27 protein-coding genes and 1 tRNA gene are annotated in these 21,098 nt (G+C 64.5%); 22 read left to right on the top strand and 6 right to left on the bottom strand.

From position 1 onward, the window contains the following. The first annotated feature begins 22 nt into the window (after positions 1-22). The 12 genes from RKE25_RS02525 to RKE25_RS02470 all read left to right on the top strand — a co-directional run bounded on the left by RKE25_RS02525 (position 23) and on the right by RKE25_RS02470 (position 8,713). Positions 23-214, top strand: coding sequence for a hypothetical protein (locus RKE25_RS02525; RefSeq protein WP_311840696.1), 192 nt, complete (start codon positions 23-25; stop codon positions 212-214). After that, positions 211-525, top strand: a complete 315-nt coding sequence (locus RKE25_RS02520; protein ID WP_311840695.1) for an ogr/Delta-like zinc finger family protein — start codon at positions 211-213, stop codon at positions 523-525. Before RKE25_RS02525 ends, RKE25_RS02520 begins: the two co-directional genes overlap by 4 nt. Before the next feature lie 30 nt (positions 526-555). Further along, positions 556-891, top strand: a complete 336-nt coding sequence (locus tag RKE25_RS02515; RefSeq protein ID WP_311840694.1) for a hypothetical protein — start codon at positions 556-558, stop codon at positions 889-891. A gap of 10 nt (positions 892-901) precedes the next feature. Continuing rightward, positions 902-1,171 carry an AlpA family phage regulatory protein gene (locus RKE25_RS02510; RefSeq protein ID WP_311840693.1) on the top strand — a complete coding sequence of 90 codons (270 nt, stop codon included), beginning with the start codon at positions 902-904 and terminating at the stop codon, positions 1,169-1,171. Next, positions 1,168-1,542, top strand: coding sequence for a hypothetical protein (locus RKE25_RS02505; protein ID WP_311840692.1), 375 nt, complete (start codon positions 1,168-1,170; stop codon positions 1,540-1,542). Before RKE25_RS02510 ends, RKE25_RS02505 begins: the two co-directional genes overlap by 4 nt. After that, positions 1,535-1,852 (top strand): hypothetical protein, encoded by a 318-nt coding sequence (locus RKE25_RS02500; protein WP_311840691.1) that lies wholly within the window; start codon positions 1,535-1,537, stop codon positions 1,850-1,852. Before RKE25_RS02505 ends, RKE25_RS02500 begins: the two co-directional genes overlap by 8 nt. Then, complete coding sequence (locus tag RKE25_RS02495) at positions 1,849-2,133, top strand: hypothetical protein (RefSeq protein ID WP_311840690.1); 285 nt, start codon at positions 1,849-1,851, stop codon at positions 2,131-2,133. The genes RKE25_RS02500 and RKE25_RS02495 overlap by 4 nt, the downstream gene beginning before the upstream one ends. Positions 2,134-2,141: 8 nt before the next feature. Continuing rightward, on the top strand, positions 2,142-4,835 hold the full coding sequence (locus tag RKE25_RS02490; RefSeq protein ID WP_311840689.1) for a toprim domain-containing protein: 2,694 nt from the start codon (positions 2,142-2,144) through the stop codon (positions 4,833-4,835). A gap of 219 nt (positions 4,836-5,054) precedes the next feature. Next, positions 5,055-5,486: a hypothetical protein gene (locus tag RKE25_RS02485; RefSeq protein WP_311840688.1), complete on the top strand. Its 432-nt coding sequence runs from the start codon at positions 5,055-5,057 to the stop codon at positions 5,484-5,486. 389 nt (positions 5,487-5,875) lie between these two features. Further along, entirely contained in the window at positions 5,876-6,202 is a 327-nt protein-coding gene (locus RKE25_RS02480) for a hypothetical protein (RefSeq protein ID WP_311840687.1), read from the top strand. Then, entirely contained in the window at positions 6,199-7,029 is an 831-nt protein-coding gene (locus RKE25_RS02475; protein ID WP_311840686.1) for a S24 family peptidase, read from the top strand. The genes RKE25_RS02480 and RKE25_RS02475 overlap by 4 nt, the downstream gene beginning before the upstream one ends. 91 nt (positions 7,030-7,120) lie before the next feature. After that, a complete protein-coding gene (locus RKE25_RS02470; RefSeq protein WP_311840685.1) occupies positions 7,121-8,713 on the top strand; it encodes a hypothetical protein in 1,593 nt (530 codons plus the stop codon). Between the two features lie 42 nt (positions 8,714-8,755). Here RKE25_RS02470 and RKE25_RS02465 read toward each other — a convergent pair whose 3' ends face one another. After that, complete coding sequence (locus tag RKE25_RS02465) at positions 8,756-9,247, bottom strand: hypothetical protein (RefSeq protein ID WP_311840684.1); 492 nt, start codon at positions 9,245-9,247, stop codon at positions 8,756-8,758. Between the two features lie 101 nt (positions 9,248-9,348). On the opposite strand from RKE25_RS02465, the gene RKE25_RS02460 reads away from it, so the two are divergent. After that, positions 9,349-9,693, top strand: a complete 345-nt coding sequence (locus tag RKE25_RS02460; protein WP_311840683.1) for a hypothetical protein — start codon at positions 9,349-9,351, stop codon at positions 9,691-9,693. Here the strand turns inward: RKE25_RS02460 and RKE25_RS02455 are convergent. Together RKE25_RS02455 and RKE25_RS02450 are read right to left on the bottom strand one after the other, a co-directional pair. Then, positions 9,690-10,910, bottom strand: coding sequence for an integrase arm-type DNA-binding domain-containing protein (locus RKE25_RS02455; RefSeq protein WP_311840682.1), 1,221 nt, complete (start codon positions 10,908-10,910; stop codon positions 9,690-9,692). The genes RKE25_RS02460 and RKE25_RS02455 overlap by 4 nt on opposite strands. A gap of 212 nt (positions 10,911-11,122) precedes the next feature. After that, positions 11,123-11,199: transfer RNA gene (locus RKE25_RS02450), tRNA-Met, on the bottom strand. Positions 11,200-11,383: 184 nt separating this feature from the next. On the opposite strand from RKE25_RS02450, the gene RKE25_RS02445 reads away from it, so the two are divergent. The 8 genes from RKE25_RS02445 to ampE all read left to right on the top strand — a co-directional run bounded on the left by RKE25_RS02445 (position 11,384) and on the right by ampE (position 16,531). After that, positions 11,384-11,941: an RNA pyrophosphohydrolase gene (locus RKE25_RS02445; RefSeq protein WP_311840681.1), complete on the top strand. Its 558-nt coding sequence runs from the start codon at positions 11,384-11,386 to the stop codon at positions 11,939-11,941. A gap of 79 nt (positions 11,942-12,020) precedes the next feature. After that, a complete protein-coding gene (locus tag RKE25_RS02440; RefSeq protein WP_311840680.1) occupies positions 12,021-12,218 on the top strand; it encodes a (2Fe-2S)-binding protein in 198 nt (65 codons plus the stop codon). Positions 12,219-12,362: 144 nt separating this feature from the next. Then, positions 12,363-12,833: a bacterioferritin gene (gene bfr / locus RKE25_RS02435; RefSeq protein WP_311840679.1), complete on the top strand. Its 471-nt coding sequence runs from the start codon at positions 12,363-12,365 to the stop codon at positions 12,831-12,833. A 122-nt stretch (positions 12,834-12,955) separates the two neighbouring features. Further along, entirely contained in the window at positions 12,956-13,705 is a 750-nt protein-coding gene (locus RKE25_RS02430) for a DUF6776 family protein (RefSeq protein WP_311840678.1), read from the top strand. Then, positions 13,692-14,114 (top strand): polymer-forming cytoskeletal protein, encoded by a 423-nt coding sequence (locus RKE25_RS02425; protein WP_311840677.1) that lies wholly within the window; start codon positions 13,692-13,694, stop codon positions 14,112-14,114. Before RKE25_RS02430 ends, RKE25_RS02425 begins: the two co-directional genes overlap by 14 nt. A 64-nt stretch (positions 14,115-14,178) precedes the next feature. After that, the gene (erpA, locus tag RKE25_RS02420; RefSeq protein ID WP_311840676.1) at positions 14,179-14,556 is read left to right on the top strand and encodes an iron-sulfur cluster insertion protein ErpA; all 378 of its coding nucleotides are present in this window, start codon (positions 14,179-14,181) and stop codon (positions 14,554-14,556) included. A 13-nt stretch (positions 14,557-14,569) separates the two neighbouring features. Further along, positions 14,570-15,562, top strand: coding sequence for an NAD(+) diphosphatase (gene nudC, locus RKE25_RS02415; RefSeq protein WP_311840675.1), 993 nt, complete (start codon positions 14,570-14,572; stop codon positions 15,560-15,562). 99 nt (positions 15,563-15,661) lie between these two features. Beyond that, positions 15,662-16,531 (top strand): regulatory signaling modulator protein AmpE, encoded by an 870-nt coding sequence (gene ampE, locus RKE25_RS02410; RefSeq protein ID WP_311840674.1) that lies wholly within the window; start codon positions 15,662-15,664, stop codon positions 16,529-16,531. Positions 16,532-16,552: 21 nt separating this feature from the next. Here ampE and RKE25_RS02405 read toward each other — a convergent pair whose 3' ends face one another. Next, entirely contained in the window at positions 16,553-18,427 is a 1,875-nt protein-coding gene (locus tag RKE25_RS02405) for an MFS transporter (protein ID WP_311840673.1), read from the bottom strand. A 158-nt stretch (positions 18,428-18,585) separates the two neighbouring features. Continuing rightward, positions 18,586-19,347 carry a hypothetical protein gene (locus RKE25_RS02400; RefSeq protein ID WP_311840672.1) on the bottom strand — a complete coding sequence of 254 codons (762 nt, stop codon included), beginning with the start codon at positions 19,345-19,347 and terminating at the stop codon, positions 18,586-18,588. 52 nt (positions 19,348-19,399) lie between these two features. On the opposite strand from RKE25_RS02400, the gene RKE25_RS02395 reads away from it, so the two are divergent. Continuing rightward, positions 19,400-19,738, top strand: a complete 339-nt coding sequence (locus RKE25_RS02395) for a hypothetical protein (protein ID WP_311840671.1) — start codon at positions 19,400-19,402, stop codon at positions 19,736-19,738. Between the two features lie 68 nt (positions 19,739-19,806). On the opposite strand, the gene purD is transcribed toward RKE25_RS02395, so the two are convergent. After that, positions 19,807-21,090, bottom strand: a complete 1,284-nt coding sequence (gene purD / locus RKE25_RS02390; RefSeq protein ID WP_311840670.1) for a phosphoribosylamine--glycine ligase — start codon at positions 21,088-21,090, stop codon at positions 19,807-19,809. Positions 21,091-21,098 lie beyond the last annotated feature (8 nt).

Below are 21,098 nucleotides of genomic sequence, written 5' to 3'. Positions count from 1 at the left end.
CCGTAGGTACGCCCCAAGGGGCGTGGAAAAACGTCAGATCGCGCTCCGGCTGCTCGCCCCCGAGCTGAAGAAGCACGAAAACCTTGTGGAACAGCGCGGCACGACCAGTGCGGCGCTAGCTCGGGAGATCTACCTCCTTGGCCTGCCCGTGTACGAATCGACGGCGCAGCGAGCCGACCACCCTGATATCGCCGATGGAGTGAATCACGCATGACCCGTGCCGGCCATCACGCTTCGCGTTCAGGTTCCGATCACCAGGTAACCCGCCTTCGGACCCGCTGCCCGCACTGCAATGCCTGGGCGCGCATCCGAACCAGCTATGTCATCACTGCGCTCTACACCGAGCTCCGTTTCGAGTGCCAGAACGACGCCTGCGGGCACATCTGGCTCGCCTCGCTCGAGGTCCTGCGGACGCTGTGCCCGAGCGACACGCCGAATCCCGAAATCCAGATTCCGCTGAGAGCGCAGCGCGCCCCCAGCGAGAACGCCATGGCCGAGCCAGCAGCCATGCGCGCCGCCGGCTAGCCGGCAAATCACCCTGCCAAGGAGAGAGAGATGAGCCACACCAATGCGCGTGAGGAAGCTATCGGCTACCTGCTCGCCAACCAAAACCAGCACCTCAACCACGACCGGAACCTGCTTGTCGGCCGCTGCGCGGCATTCCTGCAGGAGCGTTGTGGCCTGACTGCTGACCGGGCGAACGTTGTTTCCCTGCAGGCCATCGGCGAAATCGATGCCAAGGCGACGAACGTCCACATCGACATGCAGCGCAGCACGAGCTTCGCGGTGTTTGTGGTGGACCCATGCACCGGTGTGCGTACCGCCTTCACCGCCGGTGACCTCGTGCGGATTGCACGCGCCGAAGCACAGCGCCGCGGCGCGGTGCACTAAGGGGGCCGCCATGTCCGCAGTCATCCGTATCCTCGATCACCGCCTGCAGCCGCCTGCGGGCGCTCAGACTGCATTGCTGCCCCAGCTCCCCGCCCACGACCGCATGCTCCGCCTGCCTGAGCTTGTGGAACGGTCCGGGCTCAGCCGAGCGACGCTGTATCGCCGCATCGCCCAAGGCCAGTTTCCCGCGCTGCAGAGCCTTGGCGGTCAGGCGAAAGGTCTGCGCGAGAGCTCGTTCCTCATTTGGCTGGCCGGCATCGGCGAAGGCGGTGCGCAATGAACACCGCCCGCAGCGACAAGATCGCCAAGGCGCCCGCATTCCGGGCGGCGCCTCATGGCGACTTTCCGGGAACCAATGGCATGAGCCTGCTCGCGTACTTCATGGCGCATGCACCGGCGGTGCCGCAGTCGTGGTTCGCCCCCGTGATGCCCGAGAAGCCCGCGGACGCGTGGGAGGGCGAAAACGGTGCCAAGTACGCCAGCGCCCGCGATGCTGAGATCGCCGAGGGCTTTGACAACTACTTCAATGCGAACCGCGAGGCCCAGCAGGACTGGGATCGGGAATATCTCAAGCAGTGGTACCTGCAGTGGCCGCTCGCCTGGGCCGAACTGATGGTTGTCGCGCTGGCGAGGGGGCTTGGTCATGACTGAAGCCATCCGCCGAATCTCACTCCGCACCAACGTTCGAGACATCGCACTCGATCTCTTTATCGACGGCGACCACATCCGGTCGACCCTGTGGAAGCGCAAGCGCGACGCTGCATCGGTAATGCTGAGCTTCGCGTGGGGAAAGAAGGATATGCGGAACGTCCGCTGCGCCCCTCATTACGGATCGCACACGCTCTGGATCGGCGACATCTCGTACGACCTCCCGTTTGCCGAACTCCAAAAGGCGGCTCGCTTCTTTGGCGTGGAGCTGCCGCCCTCGGCCGACGACAACTCCGACAGGGGGGAGCCATGAGAGTGTTAGGCCACCTCTCTAAGGGAACATTCCGTATCGCGCAAAGCGCGTGCGATGCGGTACTCGCCCACGGCCAGGTCGCTGTGTTCCTGAGTAGAGCCACTGGTGAAGCTGCCGCGGTGGAGTACACCAGCGGCGACTACCAGTTCGCGCTCCGCCGGTACGCGCCGCACTTGGTCGGCGTGTATCGCGACAACCTGGCGGACAACTCTGGCCTGTTCGAGCAACTGCTCGACGATCTGGCGCACCATGTTTCGGCTGCAAGGAAGTCGGTCCAGTGAATCCATCCTTGCACGCCGACATCACGCGACTTCTCGACCAGGACTTCGGACTCAAGCCGAAGGGCAAGGGCGACTGGATGCGCGACGGCCGCTGCCCGCAGTGTCAGAAGAAAGAGCTCTTCACCCGCACAGACGAGCCTTGGGTCATCAAATGCGGTCGCATCGACAAATGCCGCTGGGAGCGGCACGTCAAGGAGCTGTACCCGGACCTGTTCGACAACTGGTCGGACAGGTTCAAGGTGACCGAGAGCAATCCGCACGCCGCTGCGGACGCCTATTTGGCCTCCGCGCGCGGCCTGGACGTCGCGCGCCTGCGCGGCTGCTACACGCAGGAAAGCTTCGTCGATCGGGACTTGGATGCAAGCACAGCGACAGTCCGTTTCCCGCTTCGTGGCGGTGGCTACTGGGAGCGCCTCATTGATCGCCCCCAGCGCTTCGGCAAGAAGAAGGCCCGCTTCAACTTCGGGGCGAGCTACAAGGGGCACTGGTGGGCTCCGCCGGGCTTGGACCTGAAGGCGGCGAAGGAAATCTGGATCGTCGAGGGCATATTCGACGCGATCGCGTTGTGGATGCACGGCATTGCGGCTGTGGCGGCCCTCAGCTGCAACAACTACCCGGAAATCGAGCTCGCGGAGCTTGCGACCGCAACTGGCGGCGACCGCCCGACACTGGTGTGGGCGCTGGATACGGACGGGACAGAAGATGACGGAGCTGGCCAGCGCTACATCCGCAAGTGGTCGAAGCAGGCACGGGCGCAAGGCTGGGACTGCGAAGCGGCGCAGATTCCGCAGGAATCCGGGCGCAAGGTCGACTGGAACGATCTGCACCTGCTCGATCGCCTCTCTCCGGACGACATAAAGAAGTACCGGTACGAGGGCGCGCTGCTTATTGCGCGCTCGGCCAGCGCAAAAGCCATGCTGATGTACGGGCACTGCAACAAGAGCCAGTTCCCGTTTGAATTCGGTCGGCGCCTGTGGTGGTTCCAGCTCGATCTGGCCAAGTACGAAAAGGCAAAAGCCGCGCTCGAGGACAAGGACGCCGGCTTGTCGGAAGAGGAGATGCGCGAGCAGGCCCTCTCAGAGTGCAATGCGGTGCATAGCATCTGCGACGGCTATCCGCGCGTCCTGTATTTCCAGCGCAACGAAGTAACCGACGAGAGCTGGTACTACTTCCGCGTGACGCGTCCTGGCGATCAGCCGCCGGTCAAGAACACCTTCACCGGCGCCCAGGTCATGGCTGCGGCCGAGTTCGGCAAGCGTCTCGCCAGCATTGCGGGCGGCTGCTTCTTCTCGGGTACGACTGAGCAGCTGCAGCGCCTTCTGCGCGATCAGATTCCGGCACAGGGACTGAAGGAAGTCGAGACGATCGACTTTGTCGGGTACGCGAAGGAGCACGGCGCCTACATCTTCGGCGACGTCGCAGTGAAGGATGGAAACCTCTACGAGCTCAACGCCGAGGACTATTTCGAGATCGGCCGTCTCAACGTCAAGAGCCTGCTGCAGTCCCTAAAACTGGACATCAACTCGCGCCGGGAGGACTACTCGGACGCCTGGTTCGCGGACCTATGGACGGCGTTTGGCGTCAAGGGAATGGTGGCCCTGGCCTTTTGGCTGGGTAGCCTGTTTGCCGAGCAGATTCGCGGCCTCGACAAGAGCTATCCGTTCCTCGAGGCGGTTGGCGAGGCCGGCGCGGGTAAGACGACTCTTATCGAATTCATGTGGCGCCTGCTGGGCCGCGATGAACATGAAGGCATCGATCCTACGAAGAGCACGCTAGCCGGACGCACGCGTACATTTGGACAGGTCGGCAATCTGCCCATGGTGATGATCGAGGCTGATCGCTCCAACGGTTCCGACAAGCTACATGCCAAGCAATTCGATTGGGATGAGCTCAAGCCGCTGTACAACGGCCGAATTGGTCGCGCTCGTGGCGTGAAAAGCGCTGGCAACGAAACCTACGAGCCACCCTTCCGTGGCTCCGTGGTGATAAGCCAGAACGCCGTTGTCGACGCGAGCGACGCGGTCCTGCAGCGAATTGTCCATCTGCACTTCGACAAGAGCATGCACAGTGCCGAAGGCGCGGTCGCCTCCAAACGCCTAGAGAACATGCCTATCGACCGAGTGAGCGGATTCATCCTGGCCGCGGTGCGCCGAGAGAAGAAAATCCTCGACACCTACAGCGAGTTTTCCGCCGGCTACGAAGCCATGCTCAAGGCACACCCCAACCTCAAGAGCATGCGAATCTGCAAGAACCATGCGCAGATGATGGCGCTGGTCGATGCACTTGATCATGTCGTCCCCATCACCGCCGAGCAGAAGAAGCTCACATGCAATGCCCTTATCGAAATGGCGATTGCGCGGCAGCAGGCGATTAACGCGGACCACCCCATCGTGCAGGAATTCTGGGAGCTGTTCGACTTCCTCGACGGAGAAGGCGAAGGCATTCCCCGCCTGAACCACAGCAGGGACGACGACCTGCTTGCCGTGAGCCTGCCGCACTTCATGGCCGTCGCCACTCAGCGCGGCATCAACAAGATACCGGCGATCAGTGAACTCAAGCGGCTGCTTCCCGAGAGCAGGGCGCGCAAGTTCCTCGCCTACAAGAGCGTGAACAGCGCGATCAACGTCCACGACGGTGCAGGCGTGACGGTGAAGTGCTGGGTATTCCGCCGCCAGCGCGCGGCATCAAGTAAGCCCGAGTAAGAGCGGGGCGCCACGGTGACGCAGGCCAGCAGAAACCGTGTGGCTCCGAACCATTTTCCTGCCAAGGAGAGAGAGATGAACCAACCCACAAATCCCGCCATGCCGGCGACATCCACGCGTAAGCGCATATCCCATGGCCCGGTGCCCAAGCCCCGCGGCATTGTAGCCGGGTCTCGACCTGGTACCCGTATCACCAGCCAGCGGGCGGAAGCGCTCTTCATGCGGCTGGTCGGCCGAATCGCGGTCGACGTCCAGGAGCACCCAAGGACGCGGGCGGCGCACGGGCACTTCGTGCTTGGGTCGTTGGCGATGCTCGAGGCCCTAGGGCTGGTGCGGCCGGCTCGGCTGCACGTCATCCGAGCTGCCTGCAATGACATTTTCGATGGGGCGCTCACCCTGCAGGATGTCCAGGCCATGCGGCCCGACGCGATGCCGGGCAGTGCTCCGCCTGACCTGGACTACATGCGCGTGCTGAGCCACGTGAGGGCCGCTGGCCGGGTTGGTCCTGGCGATGACGCCAAGCTCGCGGACCGCCTTTGCCTCATGCCAGCGAAGGTACGCGAGATGTTGGACCGACTGCAGGAAGAGGGCGTGCTGAGCCCGGCCGACATGTTCGGTAGCCGGTCTGTCAACGGGGAGGCGCAAGCATGATGCAGAGGCAGATCCGCCACCCAGCAGGAACGTTTTCACTCTGCGCCTGCACGAACGAGCCCCGGCACATCCTGGTGCTGGGCAGGACCGCTCGCGAAACGAACTCGGACACCCCCACTGAACGCCACATGCTCGAGTGTCGTTGCGGGCGAACGACCGCAATGCACAGCACCTTGTTGAAGGCAGAGGCCGAGTGGGGGCCGGTGATGAGCCAGCGCCCCTTGGCTCTACCGGCACCGGTGGTGCCGATGCGTCGCCGCGGTCCACGCAAGGAGGTGCGTCATGGCTGACGGAGGCGCACAGGCTGGTTTCAACTTCCCGCGCAAGCAGCTCGCAGCCATCGCGCGCGCCAACCTGGAACCGGCTGATATGCCGGAGAGGATGGCAGCGTGATTTTCGGCGACCTGGTGAGAAAGCCTGATGTATTGCTCGAGGTGGACGGCCGCATCAGCGTCTTCCTGGGCGGCTCCTACAAGACCATGCCCCGGGGCAAGGCCATAGCGCTGTATACGCGGCTTGGGGCCACGCTGGGCATCGGCGCGGGCGTTGCGTGGGACGTGAGCGACGAGGACACGGCGGCGGCCGTGGCGGCGTTCTGGCGGGCCTACAGCGAAGCATCATCCGGTGGGCGGCTGTTCGCGCGGACCTTCCAGGGTGTCCGGGCGGCAATAGAAGCCGATCGGGCGCGATGCCATGGCCTGGAGCCTACCCCATGACAAAGCAGGGTTTTCGGCCCCAGCAGCGCGTGTCGGAGGCACGCGCTGTCTCGAGCCAAATGGAGCGGCAGCAACTGGATGGGGGCACGGTGGCCAACATGGCTGATTTTGCCGGGCGCGGGCTATCCTATGGGCTAAATCGGGTCATTGGAGGCCCGCAGCCGCCAGGTTTCATGCGCCCTGTCAGAGACATCCGCCGGTCAAAACTCGCCCAGCTTGAAAGGGAGAGCGGCACGCCGGCCAAGCTTGCTGATCGAATCGGAAAGAACCGCGCACAGGTCTATCAGTGGCTCGCCGTTCCGAAGGGCGATGACGATCGGAGCTCACGGGATATGAGCGACGAGACAGCCAGGGACATCGAGCAAAGGCTCGGATTGCCCGCCGGCTGGATGGACAACGACGACTCTCCCGCCGATCAAGGCGAACAGGTTTCCTTTGCCATTCTTGCCTCTCACATCGAGCCGGGCGGAGCGCACACGGTATCGTTCCCGCGACAGCTTTTCGCTACGCGCCGCGATCTTCTGGAACCTCATATTCGCGTGGCGTGGATTCACGGCGACGACATGAAGGGCGAGATCGAGGTGGGCGAACTCGTATTCATCGATACGACAAAGAACGCGACGCCGCCAGCGCACGATGGTGTATATGCCTTCACCCTTGGCGAGGTTCCCCTGATCAAGCGCATTAAGAAGATCAGCAACGGCGGCTTTCGCGTGCAGGGCAGTCGCCCACAAAAGGACGCTATCGACCTCTATGGCCAGGACTTGAGCTCGCTCGTAGTCGAGGGGCGCATCGTGTCGAAACTGGTGATTCCAGGCGCAGTGTGAACTGCGTCACATGTTCGCGTGAAGGCCGCATTCACGGCCTTTTGACCGGCAAAATGCCATACGTGACAGATACGGACACAGGGACAGGGGAATGGGGAAGGACGAAGGCGTCGCGGCTATTTGGCGACTGGCTCGGGATGCGTTGCTTGCCGCGACCTATGGGTTCGCCTTCTGGGCGGCCTATTTCTGCTCAATCGACCAGTGGTATCTGCCAGCTGGCATCAGGTTTGCCGCGCTTTTGATGGTGCCGCGCCGCTCGTGGGTCGCGCTTTACGCCGGTGAGTTTCTGTCCCTGCTTTTCACCAGGCAGGCGCTTGTGCACGACTTTGGCGCCGTCTGGTATCTAGCAGCTTCCGCCTCGCTGTTCCCGGTTTCTACGATGGCAGCTCACTACGTGCTTAAGCGCGTCGACGGTGGTCGCGTGCCGGACTCGCGCGCCAACCTGCATCTCATCGTTGGCATGGTCATGGCAGCTGTAGGCGCGAAGCTAGTGGGATCGGCGTGCCTTTATGCATTGGCCCTTCCCCACGCAGAGCTTGCTGCTCCGGGCCGAGTGCCGGCACTGCAGGGGCAGTACCTAAAGCTCCCGGCGCAGATCCTCGGCGACCTGCTGAGCATCTTGCTGTTTGCGCCCCTCGTGATGTGGTGGAAGTACCGACGCGTCGGTGCATACCCGCGCGTGCGCTGGCCTGTGGGCGTCGCCGCAGCGGCATATGCCGCTTTCGCTTTGTTCTGCACCCAATTGCCGAGCGATGAGCTGCAGCAGGCCGCGTGCTATCTGCTGTTCATTCCGACGGCCGCACTGGCGGTTTCCCAGCATTGGCGCGGCGCCGCCTTCGGCACGGCCGCGGCGAACCTCTGCATCGCGTTGTCTATGCACTACGTAGACCAGGTCGGTGCGGTTTCTAAGAGCCTATTGCCCGTTCAGACGAACCTAGCCGTGGTTTCGATCTGCATGCTGTGCTTGGGCGCAGCGTTGTCGTACGAGAATTCGGTGGCGCGGGAGAAGGCGAAATCGGCATCGCGATCGGACCGCAAGGCTAGAAAGGCATTGAACGCTGCGAGGATGAGCATCGGCCATGCCGAGCAGAGCCTTCAAAACCGCGCGCGGCGCGCCCAGGCCGGCCATGCCAACTGGCTCAGTGCTAGCAGGTCCATGATCGAGCGCGTGCGCCGTGTCGACCCTGCGGCGGCGATGGAGCTGAGCAATGTCGCACGACTGGAGGCCAGGGCTTTCAGCGGTGAAATCATCGAGCCGCTCTATCCGCTTCGCTTAGAGAACGATGGCCTCTACTCCGTGCTGCGTTCGAGCTCGCTGATCGCGGGAGTCCGGGAGTCTGGCGTAGACATTCACTGGCGACTGTTGGGCAATGCCTCGCCGCTGTCGTTCGACATGAAGCGCACGGTGTACCGCGCTGTTACCGAAGCGGTCGACCATTTCGGGCAAGCGCGCCCAAGCTTGATCACCATATCGGTGAGGTGCGGTTACGCGTTCTCCCACTGCATGGCCGTGGTACAGGTCAAGTGCGAAGGCGGAGTTGGTCTCGACATCGCCGACGCGACGGATTTGAGCCACCTGCGAGGCCGAGTCGAGGTAAGCGGCGGCCTAATGCATCAGTACCGGGATCGAGTGTCCTTACTGATCAGCGAGCCGGCGATCGCAGCGGCGCAGGTGGCCGCTTGATGTGATCAGCCGGGCGGCATTGCACCGCCCGGCGCACAGGCTTCACCGAGCGGTCTTGACCAACCAGACGATCGAGCCGGTCGGAGTAACCTGCGGAGCGATTGCCACAATGCCGTCGTCGTACATGGGGCGACCCGCGGGAAGCATGCTGACTCGCCGGACTTCATCCTCGCCCATCGGCAGGATCAGCATCGACCCATTTGCGGTCGCGATCGCCGCATGTATGTTCCCCGCATCGTCGTTGATCTGAACGTAGCGAATGCCGTCACGCATGAACGCGTAGGTGTGCCACCCTGGGTAGGTGCTCAAGTCGAGCGTATTTGGCTGAGCGAGGCCCATACCGGTGCCGGCGACCATGCCGTTGCCGCCAGAAGGGCAGCACTCAGTTGGTGGGGCGCTGCTGGCTGCGAGGCTCTGCATCATGCGTACACCATTGCCGTCCGAAGGGCAGCACTCTTCATCAGCAGCTGCAGCGGCGACGGGCAGAACGCAAAGCGCCGAGACAAGCACGATTCCATGTTTCTTCAATTGCACGAGCAGCTCCTTATCGCTGATTGCCGCGACGGCAAGGGTTCCCCAATCGAAACGCCACGCTCAGAGGCGCGGCGTTAGCCCGTTGCTAACAGTGTTAGCCTATGGCTAACATCAGCACAGGACAATGGGCCACAGAGGGCCTTGGGATCATGACATTGAAGGTTGATGAAAGCCACGTCGCTTCCCCCCGTCGAGAATCGCATCATGCAGCGGGCCGGCTGCACGCCTGCAGCGCCGAACCCCTGCAGATCGTCGAGCACTTGATCGGCCGCACGGAGTATCTATCCGGGGTGGCCGTGTCGCTGAGCAGAGCGGCTGCAGCTGGTGATCTCACCGAAGGCGAAGTGTTCCAGCAACTCGACCTCGCAGCGGTCGAGTTTCGGAGGCACCTGGACGCCCTGCTCGAGCTGCTGACGCATCAAGGTGCAGTCGTCGCAGGCGGCTAAGCCGCTTTCGCAATTGCGGGCTTACGGCTTCGCAACCCATCGAGGTAATCCGCCCACGCCTGCATCATCTGGCTACGCTCTTCCAGGTATTTGGCTTTGTTGTAGGTACCGCGGATCTTGTTCTTGTCCTTGTGGGCGAGCTGACGCTCAACTGCATCCTCTTTCCAGCCGGCCTCGTTCAATGCGGTGCTGGCCATATGCCTAAGACCGTGCACAACAATTTCGTCCTTGTAGCCGAGATTGTGCAACGCGGCGTTGAGCGTGTTGTTCGACATCGGCCGCTTCGTCGATCGCGCGCCGGGAAATGCGTACTGGCACGACCCAGTGTATCGATGCAGCTCCTTCAAAATATCCACCGCCTGCCTGCTTAGGGGCACCACGTGTGGCTCAGCCACCGCCTTCAATGCCTTTCGCATCTTCATCCTTTCTGCAGGAATGACCCATAGTCCCTTGTCGAGGTCGAACTCCGACCAGGTCGCCATCCGCATCTCACCCGGACGCGTGAACACCAACGGTGCAAACTTGAGCGCAAGCTTGGTCACGGTCAGACCACGATAGCCATCCACGGCACGTAGAAACTCCCCGATGCGCTCCGGGTCAGTGATGTGCGGGTACTGCGATCGCACGATCGACGGCAACGAACCTTGGAGGTCAGCAGCCATGTTGAACTTGGCTTTGCCTGCACGCTTCGCCCAGCGATAGATATCCATCAGGTAGGTCAAGATGCGGTGCGCAGTGTCAGCGGACCCAGCGCGATCGAGGACGTCGACCAGCTGCCACGACTCGATGTCGGCGATCGGCATATATCCAATGCGCGGAAACACGTACATTTCCAAGCGCCGGATCACTTTGCAGGAGTAGGTTTCGACCCATCCGGTGGACTTCCGCGCGAACCAGGCGCGAGCGCACGCTTCAAACGTGTTCTCCACCTCCACCTCGCGCTTCACCTTGTCGACGCGCCGCGCGGTGCTTGGATCGACGCCGCTGGCCAGGAGCCGACGTGCGTCGTCACGCGCGTCACGCGCGGCCGCCAATGTCATCTCCGGAAACACGCCGAGCCCGATCATTTTGGGCTTCTGCGCCAGGCGATATTTCAGGCGCCAGTACTTGGAACCGTTCGGCATCACCTGCAGGTAAAGCCCCTTGCCGGCGGCTAGCCGGTACATCTTCTCGCGTGGCTTCGCATTGCGCGCAGCCACGGCCGTGAGCTCAGCCATTCTCTCTCTCCTTGGATGCACCGCCGCGCGCCCCGCGTGGTGGTACATGGGTCTTCCCGGTGACGTTGTACCACCAGAAGTACCACCTTTTGCACTGAGCTTCGCTGAGAACGGGTTGAGGAAAGTTGAGACGCCAGACACGCGAAAACCGCATCAGCTCGCGGCCCGGGCGGGCCGTTTGCGATGTGGTGAGAAGGGGTGAAACAGAGAAGTGGTGGCTAGAGGCGGGATCGAACCGCCGACCTCAGCATTATGAGTGCCGCGCTCTAACCATCTGAGCTACCTAGCCACGGTGAGGTCGTTCGCCCTGCGGGCGCTGAAGGCGCCGGGGCGAGGGCGCGGCAGTTTAGTCGTCCTTATCCATGGGTTCAAGCCTTAGCTTGCCGGTGCTTCCGGGGCTGTGGTTGAATCGGTCGCGGGAACAAGGTGTTGCCGGATTCATGGCGCGCACCGGCCGGCCCGAGGAGAAAGACATGATCGACGTCGATGGCTACCGTCCGAATGTGGGCATCGTGCTGCTGAACGCAGACGGCCGCCTGTTCTGGGCGCGCCGCGTCAATCGTGATGGCTGGCAGTTTCCTCAGGGCGGCATGCGCAGCGACGAAACTCCGCTGGAAGCCATGTACCGCGAGCTGGCGGAGGAAACCGGCCTGTGCCCCGAGGACGTCGAAGTGATCGGCGCCACCCGCGGCTGGCTGCGCTACAAGCTTCCCAGCCGGTACATCCGCCACCACCAGCGGCCCATGTGCATCGGCCAGAAACAGGTCTGGTTCCTGCTGCGGCTGGTCAGCGGCGAGGACGCGCTGCGTCTCGACGCCTGTGAGAAACCGGAGTTCGACATCTGGCGCTGGGTGGATTTCTGGTACCCGGCCAACCACGTGGTGAACTTCAAGCGCCAGGTCTATGAACGCGCGCTACGCCAGTTCGCCCCCATGGTGGAGACCTTGCTGAGCATTCAGATCGGCAATCTGCCCCGCCAGGATGACGACGATCATCGCCGAGGCCCCCGGCCGGGCTGCCAGGCAGCCTGAAAGTCTGACCTGAACGGCCTGGCCGCGACAACGGCTCGCTCAGTTGACAATCATTCGCATTTGCGTTCCCATACTGCGCATGTACATCTGCATGTGCAACGCCGTTACTGACCATGACATCCGCCGCGCCGCGGCGGATGGCGTGCATACCTTCGCGGAATTGCAGGCGCGCACCGGCTGTTCGGATTGCTGCGGCTGCTGCGAGCAGGAAGCGCGCGCCACGCTCGACAAGGCCGTCGAACAGGTCTTGCTCCAGCTACCCATCGTCACGGCCTGATTCCAACGATTCGCCTACGCTGACGCCCGCTTCGCGCGGGCGTTTTTCGTTTTCGCTTGAGCGAAGCATTCCCATTTGCGTTCCGTCGCCGCGCGGACGGAAACCGTATAGTCGGCGGTCGCAGCTACCAGGGAGACTTGAACCATGAAAGGCGACGCCAAAGTCATCGAATTCCTCAACAAAGTGCTCTACAACGAGCTGACCGCCATCAACCAGTACTTCCTGCATTACCGCATGTTCAAGGACTGGGGCTACGGCGAACTGGCCGAGCACGAGTACAAGGAATCGATCGAGGAAATGAAGCATGCCGATCATCTGATCGAGCGCATTCTGTTCCTCGAAGGTCTTCCCAACCTGCAGCACCTGGGCAAGCTGCGCATTGGCGAGAACGTGCTCGAATGCCTGCAGGGCGACCTGGACCTGGAGATGATGGCGGTGAAGGACCTGCGCGAAGCCATTGCCTACAGCGAAGGCATTGCGGACTACGTCAGCCGCGACATCTTCAAGGGCATCCTCCACGACGAGGAAGAGCACATCGACTGGCTCGAAACCCAGCAGGGCTTGGTCAAGGACATCGGCGCCGAGCGGTACCTGCAGGCCAAGATGTCGAGCTGAGGCGTCACGCTTCAGAAACATACCCAAGGAACGGTACGCGGCGCTTTACGAAGCGTGCGGCCGTTCCTTGACGGTCTCGTCACGGCGCGGCTATACCGTGAGTTTTCCCGGGAAGGCCCCCCATGGCTTCACGCCCACCGCCGCGCTTCATCGTGCGCCCGCACGATATGGCCGGCCAGCGCCGCCGCTGGCTCTGGCTGGGCGTGGCGTGGATCGCCAGCCTCCTGATCGTGGTACTGGTCACAGGCCTGGTGGTGCGGCGCGCCACGCCGGCGGCCACCGAGCATCGCCAGATCCAGTCGCTCAAGGTCGAAAACGACGACCTCAAGCAGCAGGTCTCCAATCTCCAGCGCGCCGCCCAGGTCAACGAGATCGCCGACCGTTCGCTGCGCAACACCATCGCCGAACGTGAAGAAGAAATCAGCGGCCTGCGCGCCGATCTGGACTTCTATGGCCGACTGGTCGGTGGCGATGCCCAGCGCGGGGGCCTGCGCGTGCAGGACATCCGGCTGCAGCCGATCGAGGGGACGCACGGCTGGAATCTCACCGTCTCGCTCACCCAGAACGCCAAGCGCGGCGAGGAAACCAGCGGCACCGTGCTGATCAGCATCGAAGGCCTGCGCGGCGACAAGGTCACCCGGCTGGAATGGCCTGCCCTGGGGGACACCGCGCAGAAGGACGGCCTTCCGTTCCGCCTCAAATATTTCCAGGAACTGCATGCCACCATCGTGCTGCCGGCGGACTTCCGCCCGAACCGCGTGTACGTCAGCGCGCAGCCCGCGGGCGACGAAGCGGTCAGCCGCGCCGTCGCCTGGACCGATGCCGTCGGCGGCACTCTCACCAAGCCAGGGGATTCCCATGCTCAACCGTAAGCGCAGCAACGACCGCGCCAGCACCTCCCACGACACCAGCCTGATCGCCCGCGGCACGGTGATCCAGGGCGACTTGCGCTTCAGCGGCGCGCTGCACCTCGACGGCCGCATCGAAGGCGCCGTGCTGGGCGACGGCCCGGACGCCGTGTTCACCCTCAGCGAGCACGGGTACGTTCAGGGCGACATCCGCGTGCCCCACGCCATCATCAACGGCCACGTGCAGGGCGACATCCACATCGAGGAGCGGCTGGAACTGGCACCCCTCGCACGCATCCATGGCGACGTGCACTACAAGATGCTGGAGATGTCCGCCGGCGCCCAGGTGAACGGCCGCATGAGCCACCAGGCCGGCGATGCCACCCGCGAACTGCCGGCGCCGGAAGACCTCCGCGAGCCGCTGCCCGCCTGAGCGGTGCCGTGGCGCGGAACGCGGTATCCTTGCGCATCGCCCGCTGCAGCCCCATGTGATTGCGATGGATACCATCGTTCCCTTCCCCACCGTTCCCGACTACCGCAGTGCCGGCGCGCCGCTGGTGTTCACCGAAGCCGCCGCGCGGAAAGTACGCGAGCTGATCCAGGAAGAGGGCAATCCTTCCTTGAAGCTGCGGGTCTACATCACCGGCGGCGGTTGCTCGGGCTTCCAGTACGGCTTCACCTTCGACGAGGCCCAGGCGGAAGACGACTTCGCTCTGGATCGGGAGGGCGTAACGCTGCTGGTCGACCCGCTTTCGCTGCAATATCTCACGGGCGCCGAGATCGACTATTCGGAAAGCCTGAGCGGCTCGCAGTTCGTGATCCGCAATCCCAACGCCAAGACCACCTGCGGCTGCGGCTCTTCTTTCTCGACCTGAGGCCTTTCCGGGCATGGACAGCAAAACCCTGCCGCGCCCCAACACGTTCTCCGGCCTCAGCCTGATCCTCGACCGCGTCGCCGAACGCCGCGAGAACCTGGCGTGGGTGGCGGAGCAGGCCGCGTCGCCGTCCGCGCGCTTCATCCTGCTGGACGGCCTGGGCGAAGCCTATCTGCGCAACGACAGCGAAGCGCTGCGCTGGCTGAGCGCGAGCGAGCGCGAATCCCTGCTGGGCGACGTTAAGGCCAGCCTGCTCGGTTTCGCCGATGGCCGCCCGCATTTCATGCTGGCGCTGGACGATGCCGACCGCGCGGCCGCGCTTGAAGCACCCTTGCACGCCCATCGTGCCGGTCTTCGCGATGCCGGCCTGCGCCTGCCGGCGGACCAGGCGGGGCTGTTCGCCTACGCCAAGGGGCTGGCGCACTGGCAGCGGGAAACGCAGTTCTGCGCGCGCTGCGGCGCGCCGCTGACGCTGGTCGCCTCCGGCCACCGCGCCCAATGCAGCAATGCAGATTGCGGCCGTCTCCACTTCCCGCGCACCGACGCCGCGATCATCGTCCTGGTGGAACACGAGGGCGCCTGCCTGCTCGGCCGCCAGGCGGGCTGGCCGAAGGGACGCTATTCCACGCTCGCCGGCTTCGTCGAACCCGGTGAGGCGCTGGAGGATGCCGTACGTCGCGAGGTCGCGGAGGAATCGGGCGTCGTCGTGGGCGATGTCTTCTATCATTCCTCCCAACCCTGGCCTTTGCCGGCGTCGCTGATGGTGGGTTTCGTGGCCAAGGCCATCTCGCCCGCCATCCGCCTGCGCGACGACGAACTCGAAGAAGCGCGCTGGTTCACGCCAGCGCAGATTGTCGATGGCCTGATGGACGGCAGCTTCCTGCCGTCGCTGCCGCTCTCCGTGTCCTATCACTTGCTGGCGCATTGGCTGCAATGGCGCGCCGGTCTCGATCTGGACGCACTGGTCGAACAGGCGCGCTCGCGCCAGGCGACCGCGGCGCGCTGATCCCCGCCGAACGGCGTATGCCCCAAAGACAGGACGCGCGCGTGCGCGGCGCACGCGTGCTCCTCGCTACAATGCGCCAACGCTAGGGAGTCCGCATACATGGCCGTCAGCCTGCTCACCGCACTCATCGCACTCGGCCTGCTTCACCTGCATCCCCAACTGGCGCATTGGCGCGCCGATGCCGGCTTCCGGCGCTGGGTCGCGCAGCTCGGCGATGCCAGCGGCGCCGGCCGCACCTTGCTGACCTTGGCCGTGCCGGTGGTGCTGTGTCTGGTACTGGTATGGGTCATCGGCCTGCTGCCGATGCGCGACCTGCTGGGCCTGGCCTTCTCGCTGGCGGTCTTGCTCTACTGCTTCGGCCCGCACGCCTACGAGGCCGACCTGGAGGCGATTCTCCGCGCACCCGATGGCGTCAGCCGGCAGGCCGCTTTGCAGGCGCTTTCCGACGATGGCGAGCCGATCGCCTGGAACGCCGTTGCCGTCGGCGAGGCCGTCGCTTACGCAGCGCTTCGCCGCCGCTTCGGCGTGCTCTTCTGGTTCTTCGTGCTCGGGCCGGCCGGCGCGCTGCTGTATCGCCTCGCCCAGACGCTGGGACGGGATACCTCGCTCGGCCTGGACACCGAGGCCTACACGCTGGCACGCCGCATCGCGCACAGCCTCGACTGGATCCCCGCCCAGCTGCTGGTCTTCACCCTCGCCCTCGTCGGCCATTGGGACGCGGTCATCGGTGCCTGGCGGCAATGGCATCGGCAGTCCATCCCCGGCAGTTGGCTGCGCGAAGGGCCGGGCTTCCTCGGCGCCGCCGCGCGGGCGGACGTCGAGGTGGATATCGAAGCCGGCGACGGCTACGTCGAGGAACGCATCGACGTACTCGGCGAGCTGCGCCGCCTGCGCAGCGCCTTGGTCCGCGCCTTGCTCGCGTGGCTGAGCCTGGTGGCGCTCATTGTCCTGGCCGGCTGGATGCACTGAGGCCCGGCCGGGCCCGCACGCTCAAGCCATCTCGCCGCGCAGCTCGCGCACCCGCGCCTCCAGCGCGGACGGCCGAGCCTCCGCCGGCGCCACCGGCTCCCCCACCACCACTTCGACGCGGGCCCGGAAGCGCCGCGGCAAACGCGCGCGGCGCAGCATCGAGTCGCGCCGGCTCCACACGCTGCCCCAGAGACCGCGCAAGGCCATCGGCACCACCGGCACCGGACGCCGTTCCAGAATGTGCGCGACCCCGGGACGGAACGTCGCGATATCGCCGTCCTTGGTCAAGCCGCCCTCCGGGAAGATGCACACCAGTTCGCCATCGGCAAGCGCCGCGTCCACATCGTCGAAGGCCTTGCGCAACACCTCCGGGTCTTCCTTCTGCCCGGCGATGGGAATGGCTTTCGCCGTGCGGAACACAAAATTGAGCAGCGGGATGTTGAAGATCTTGTAGTACATGACGAAGCGCGCCGGCCGGCGCAGATTCGCCATCAACAGCAGCGGATCCATGAAGCTGACGTGGTTGCACACCAGCAGGGCCGGCCCTTCCTCCGGGATATGCTGCGTTCCGTCCACGCGCACGCGGTACAGCGTGTTCACCAGCACCCAGGTGATGAACCGCATGATGAACTCGGGCACCAGGGTGAAGATGTAAACGGCCACCGCCACGTTGAGCAAGGCAGTGATCAGGAAGATTTGCGAAGGCGGCAGCCCCAGCGCGCTCAGGCCCAGGCCGAAGCCCGAGGCCAGGCAGATCAGCAATGCGTTGAGAATATTGTTGCCGGCGATGATCCGCGACAGCTGCTCGCGCGGCGCACGGCTCTGCACGAACGCGAACAGCGGCACCACGTAGAACCCTGCGAACATGCCCACCAGGGTCAGATCCAGTGCGATGCGCCAGCTGCCCGGCATCTGCAGGAACGCCGTCCAATCCAGGCCATGCATGGCGGCGAGCCCGGACTTGGCGAAGTACAGGTCCACGCCGAACACGGTCAGCCCGAACGCACCGAGCGGCACCAGCCCCACTTCCACACGCCGCCCGGACATCCGTTCGCACAGCAGCGAGCCGACGCCGGTGCCGATGGAAAACAACGTCAGCACGAGCGTGTTTACCGAACCGTCGCCCCCCAGGTTCAAGCGCGTGTAGTTCGGCAACTGCGAGATGAGCACCGTACCGAAGAACCAGAACCAGGAAATGCCCAGCACCGCGTTGAACACCGCTCGATCGGCGCGCGTCAGCTTCAGCACCTTGGCGGTTTCGGTATATGGATTCCAGCTGAAACGCAGCTCCGGCGCCGTGGCGGCCGCAGAGGGGATCTGCCGCGACGCGGCATAACCGACCAACGCCACCAGGATGGTGAGCGCGGATGCCGCTACCGGTCCTGCGCCATGGATCAGCATCAGCGCATTGCCCGCGATCATGCCGACCAGCATCGCCAGCTGCGTGCCCATCTCCACCAGGCCATTGCCACCGACGAGTTCCTGCGGCTTCAGCGCCTGCGGAAGAATGGCGTACTTGATCGGACCGAACACAGTCGAATGAAGTCCCATCAGAAACAGCACCACCAGCAGCAGCGACACGTGATGGGTATAGAACCCCACCGCGGCCAGCAGCATCGCGCCGATCTCGAACAGCTTCACGAAGCGAATGATCCGCGTCTTCTCGTACTTCTCCGCGAGCTGCCCCGCCGTGGCCGAAAACAGGAAGAACGGCAGGATGAACAACGCCGGCGCCAGGCTGGTGTAGAGCGACACCGTGCGATCGTCCAGCGACATCTGGAACGCCACCAGCATCACCATGGCGTTGCGGAATGCGTTGTCGTTGAACGCGCCCAGCGCCTGTGTCCAGAAGAACGGCGCAAAACGGCGGCTGCCTAGCAGGGCGAACTGGCTCATGCGGGTCCTTGGCTCCAGAACGATGGCATAGCCTAGCCGGAACACCGGCCTGGAGGTGGGCGACGCTCTGCGCTGACGCCCGTCCTGCGCGCCGGATGATGGACGCCGGGCTGAGGAGACGAGGCACTTGCATGCAGCGCCGGGTTCAACCCGCGTCGTCAATCGCCCGACAGGTTTTCGTCCACGAAACCCAGGCGTTCCGAGAGCCACGACTGGACGATGCGCGCCGCGGCCGCCGCTGCTTCCGCATCGCCGAAACCACGCTCCGTGCGGAGCCAGGCGGCGGTAGCGCGCCGCGCCGGATCCAAGGCCGCGAGTACCGCGTTACGCTCCTTGACCGGCCAGGCTTTGTCGTCATCCCAGTCGGTGATCTGCTTTGCCGCATCGCCCGCCCGCTGCGGGGACAGCGGCTTGAGGAAATCGCGTGGGGACAAGGTCGAGCGCAGCTCCTGGATATCCCAGCCCGCAAAGTAGCCATAGCGGATGGTCCCGCTGTCGCGCGTCGCGCGGTCCAGAACCGGCGCCATGGCTGCCCGCAAGCGCTTCCATTCGGGACGTTCGAACAGATCGCCCTGCGGCCGGCAGATCGGCGCCTGACCGTCGCGGGACGAACCATAGAGCGGGCCGAACGCGCGATAAGCCGCATCCCCCTGTCGGGCGAAGACGAAGCAGTGCACATAGGGACGCGCGCTCCCGGAGCCATCGTAGCCTGCGCGCTCGATCAGCATGCGCAGCAAGGTGAGCGGCGCGTTGTCGTCCTGGCTGTATTTTTTGCTTTCCGTATCCAGATAGAGCTCGCGCGCGTAGTCATCGCCACTCAGCCCGTCGACCGCGGCATCGCGTCGCTGGCGCGCCTCGTCGGCGGTAATGCCGGCCTTCGGTTCGAAGGCATGCAGATAGACCAGCCACGCCGACGCCAACGGGCCGGCATAGCCGCGCAGGGCCTGCGCCGCGGCTGCCGGATCCTGCGGAATGTCGGCGACGGTGCGATCGAACGTCGCCTCTTCCTCGGCAGCGGCCCGCGTCGAGCTGCTTCACGCGCTGCCCCATCGAGTTCGCCAGGCACGCGTGCAGATCCGTGGCGCCACACTGGTTGCGCTGCTTGAGCCAGCTTCTCTGCTCGTTCCGCAGCGCCGGCACGCGCGCCGACGGCGCGTTGTCGATCAGGCGGCGATAGCTTTCGTCCACCTGGCCGTCGAGCAAGCCAAGCGCCTGGTCGGCGCAAATGGCTTTCTCCACCGCATTGGTGGCTTTCCCGCAATCGAACGAAGCCGCAAACACGGGGCTTGTGGATACGGCGAGGACGAGTAGGGCAAGCATCCGTCCATGCTTGCGAAGTCGTGAAGAGATCATCCGTTATCTCCCTGGTGGTGGGCTTGTCAGTGCCTGTGCAAGGCCCGGTGTGCGATGTCGCGGCGGCAGAACGCGCCGTCGAAGTGGACTTTCGATACCGCGTCGTAGGCATGCTCGCGTGCCGCCGCGATGTCCTTGCCGAGCGCGCAGACCGTCAGCACGCGGCCGCCGGCCGTGACCGGCTGTCCCTGCGCATCCAGCTTGGTGCCCGCGTGGAACACTTTCACGTCGGCGCCGACCGCGGCGTCCAGACCCGTGATGACGTCGCCGCTGCGCACCTTGCCAGGGTAGCCGCCCGCCGCCATCACCACGCCGATCGACGGACGGGTGTCCCACTGCGCCGTGGTGTGATGCAGCTCGCCGTCCAGCGCGGCCTCGATCAGTTCCACCAGGTCGGACTTGAGCCGCAGCATGATCGGTTGCGTTTCCGGATCGCCGAAGCGCACGTTGAATTCGATTACCTTGGGCGCGCCGCTCTTGTCGATCATCAGGCCCGCATAGAGAAAGCCGATGAATGGCGCGCCTTCCGCGGCCATGCCGCGAAGCGTGGGCTCGATCACTTCCTTCAGGATGCGGCGCTCCACATCCGGCGTCACCACCGGTGCGGGCGAATACGCGCCCATGCCGCCGGTGTTGGGGCCGAGGTCGCCCTCGTCGCGACGCTTGTGGTCCTGGCTGCTGGCCATCGGCAGCGCGTGGCTGCCGTCGCTCATCACGATGTAGCTGGCTTCCTCGCCGTCGAGGAACTCTTCGATCACCACGCGCGCCGAGGCGTCGCCGAAGCTGTGCGCGCCGAGCATGTCGTGCAGCGCCTGCTCCGCATCGGCCATGGTCAGCGCCACCACCACGCCCTTGCCGGCGGCCAGGCCGTCGGCCTTGATCACGATCGGCGCGCCGTGCTTGCGCACATAGGCCAGCGCCGGTTCCAACTGGGTGAACACCGCGTAGCGCGCAGTGGGAATGTTGTGGCGAAGCAGGAAGTCCTTCGCGAACGCCTTGGAACCTTCCAGCTGCGCGGCGATGGCGCGCGGGCCGAAGATGCGCAGGCCGGCCGCGCGGAATTTGTCCACCACGCCGGCCACCAGCGGAACCTCCGGGCCCACCACGGTCAGTTCGACTTTCTCTTCGCGCGCCAGCTTGAGCAGGCCGTCCAGGTCGGTCACGGCGACGTCCGCGTTGCGAAGGCCGCGCTCGTGCGCCGTGCCGGCATTGCCGGGAGCGACGATGACTTCGCTCACGCGCGGCGATTGCTTGAGCTTCCACGCCAGCGCGTGCTCGCGACCGCCGTTGCCGATGACCAGGACTTTCATGCCTTGCT

The sequence above is a fragment of the Dyella sp. BiH032 genome, assembly GCF_031954525.1.
Taxonomy (GTDB): domain Bacteria; phylum Pseudomonadota; class Gammaproteobacteria; order Xanthomonadales; family Rhodanobacteraceae; genus Dyella_D.
Note: the sequence above shows the minus strand (reverse complement) of the source record. Positions and strands in the feature narration are given on the sequence as shown.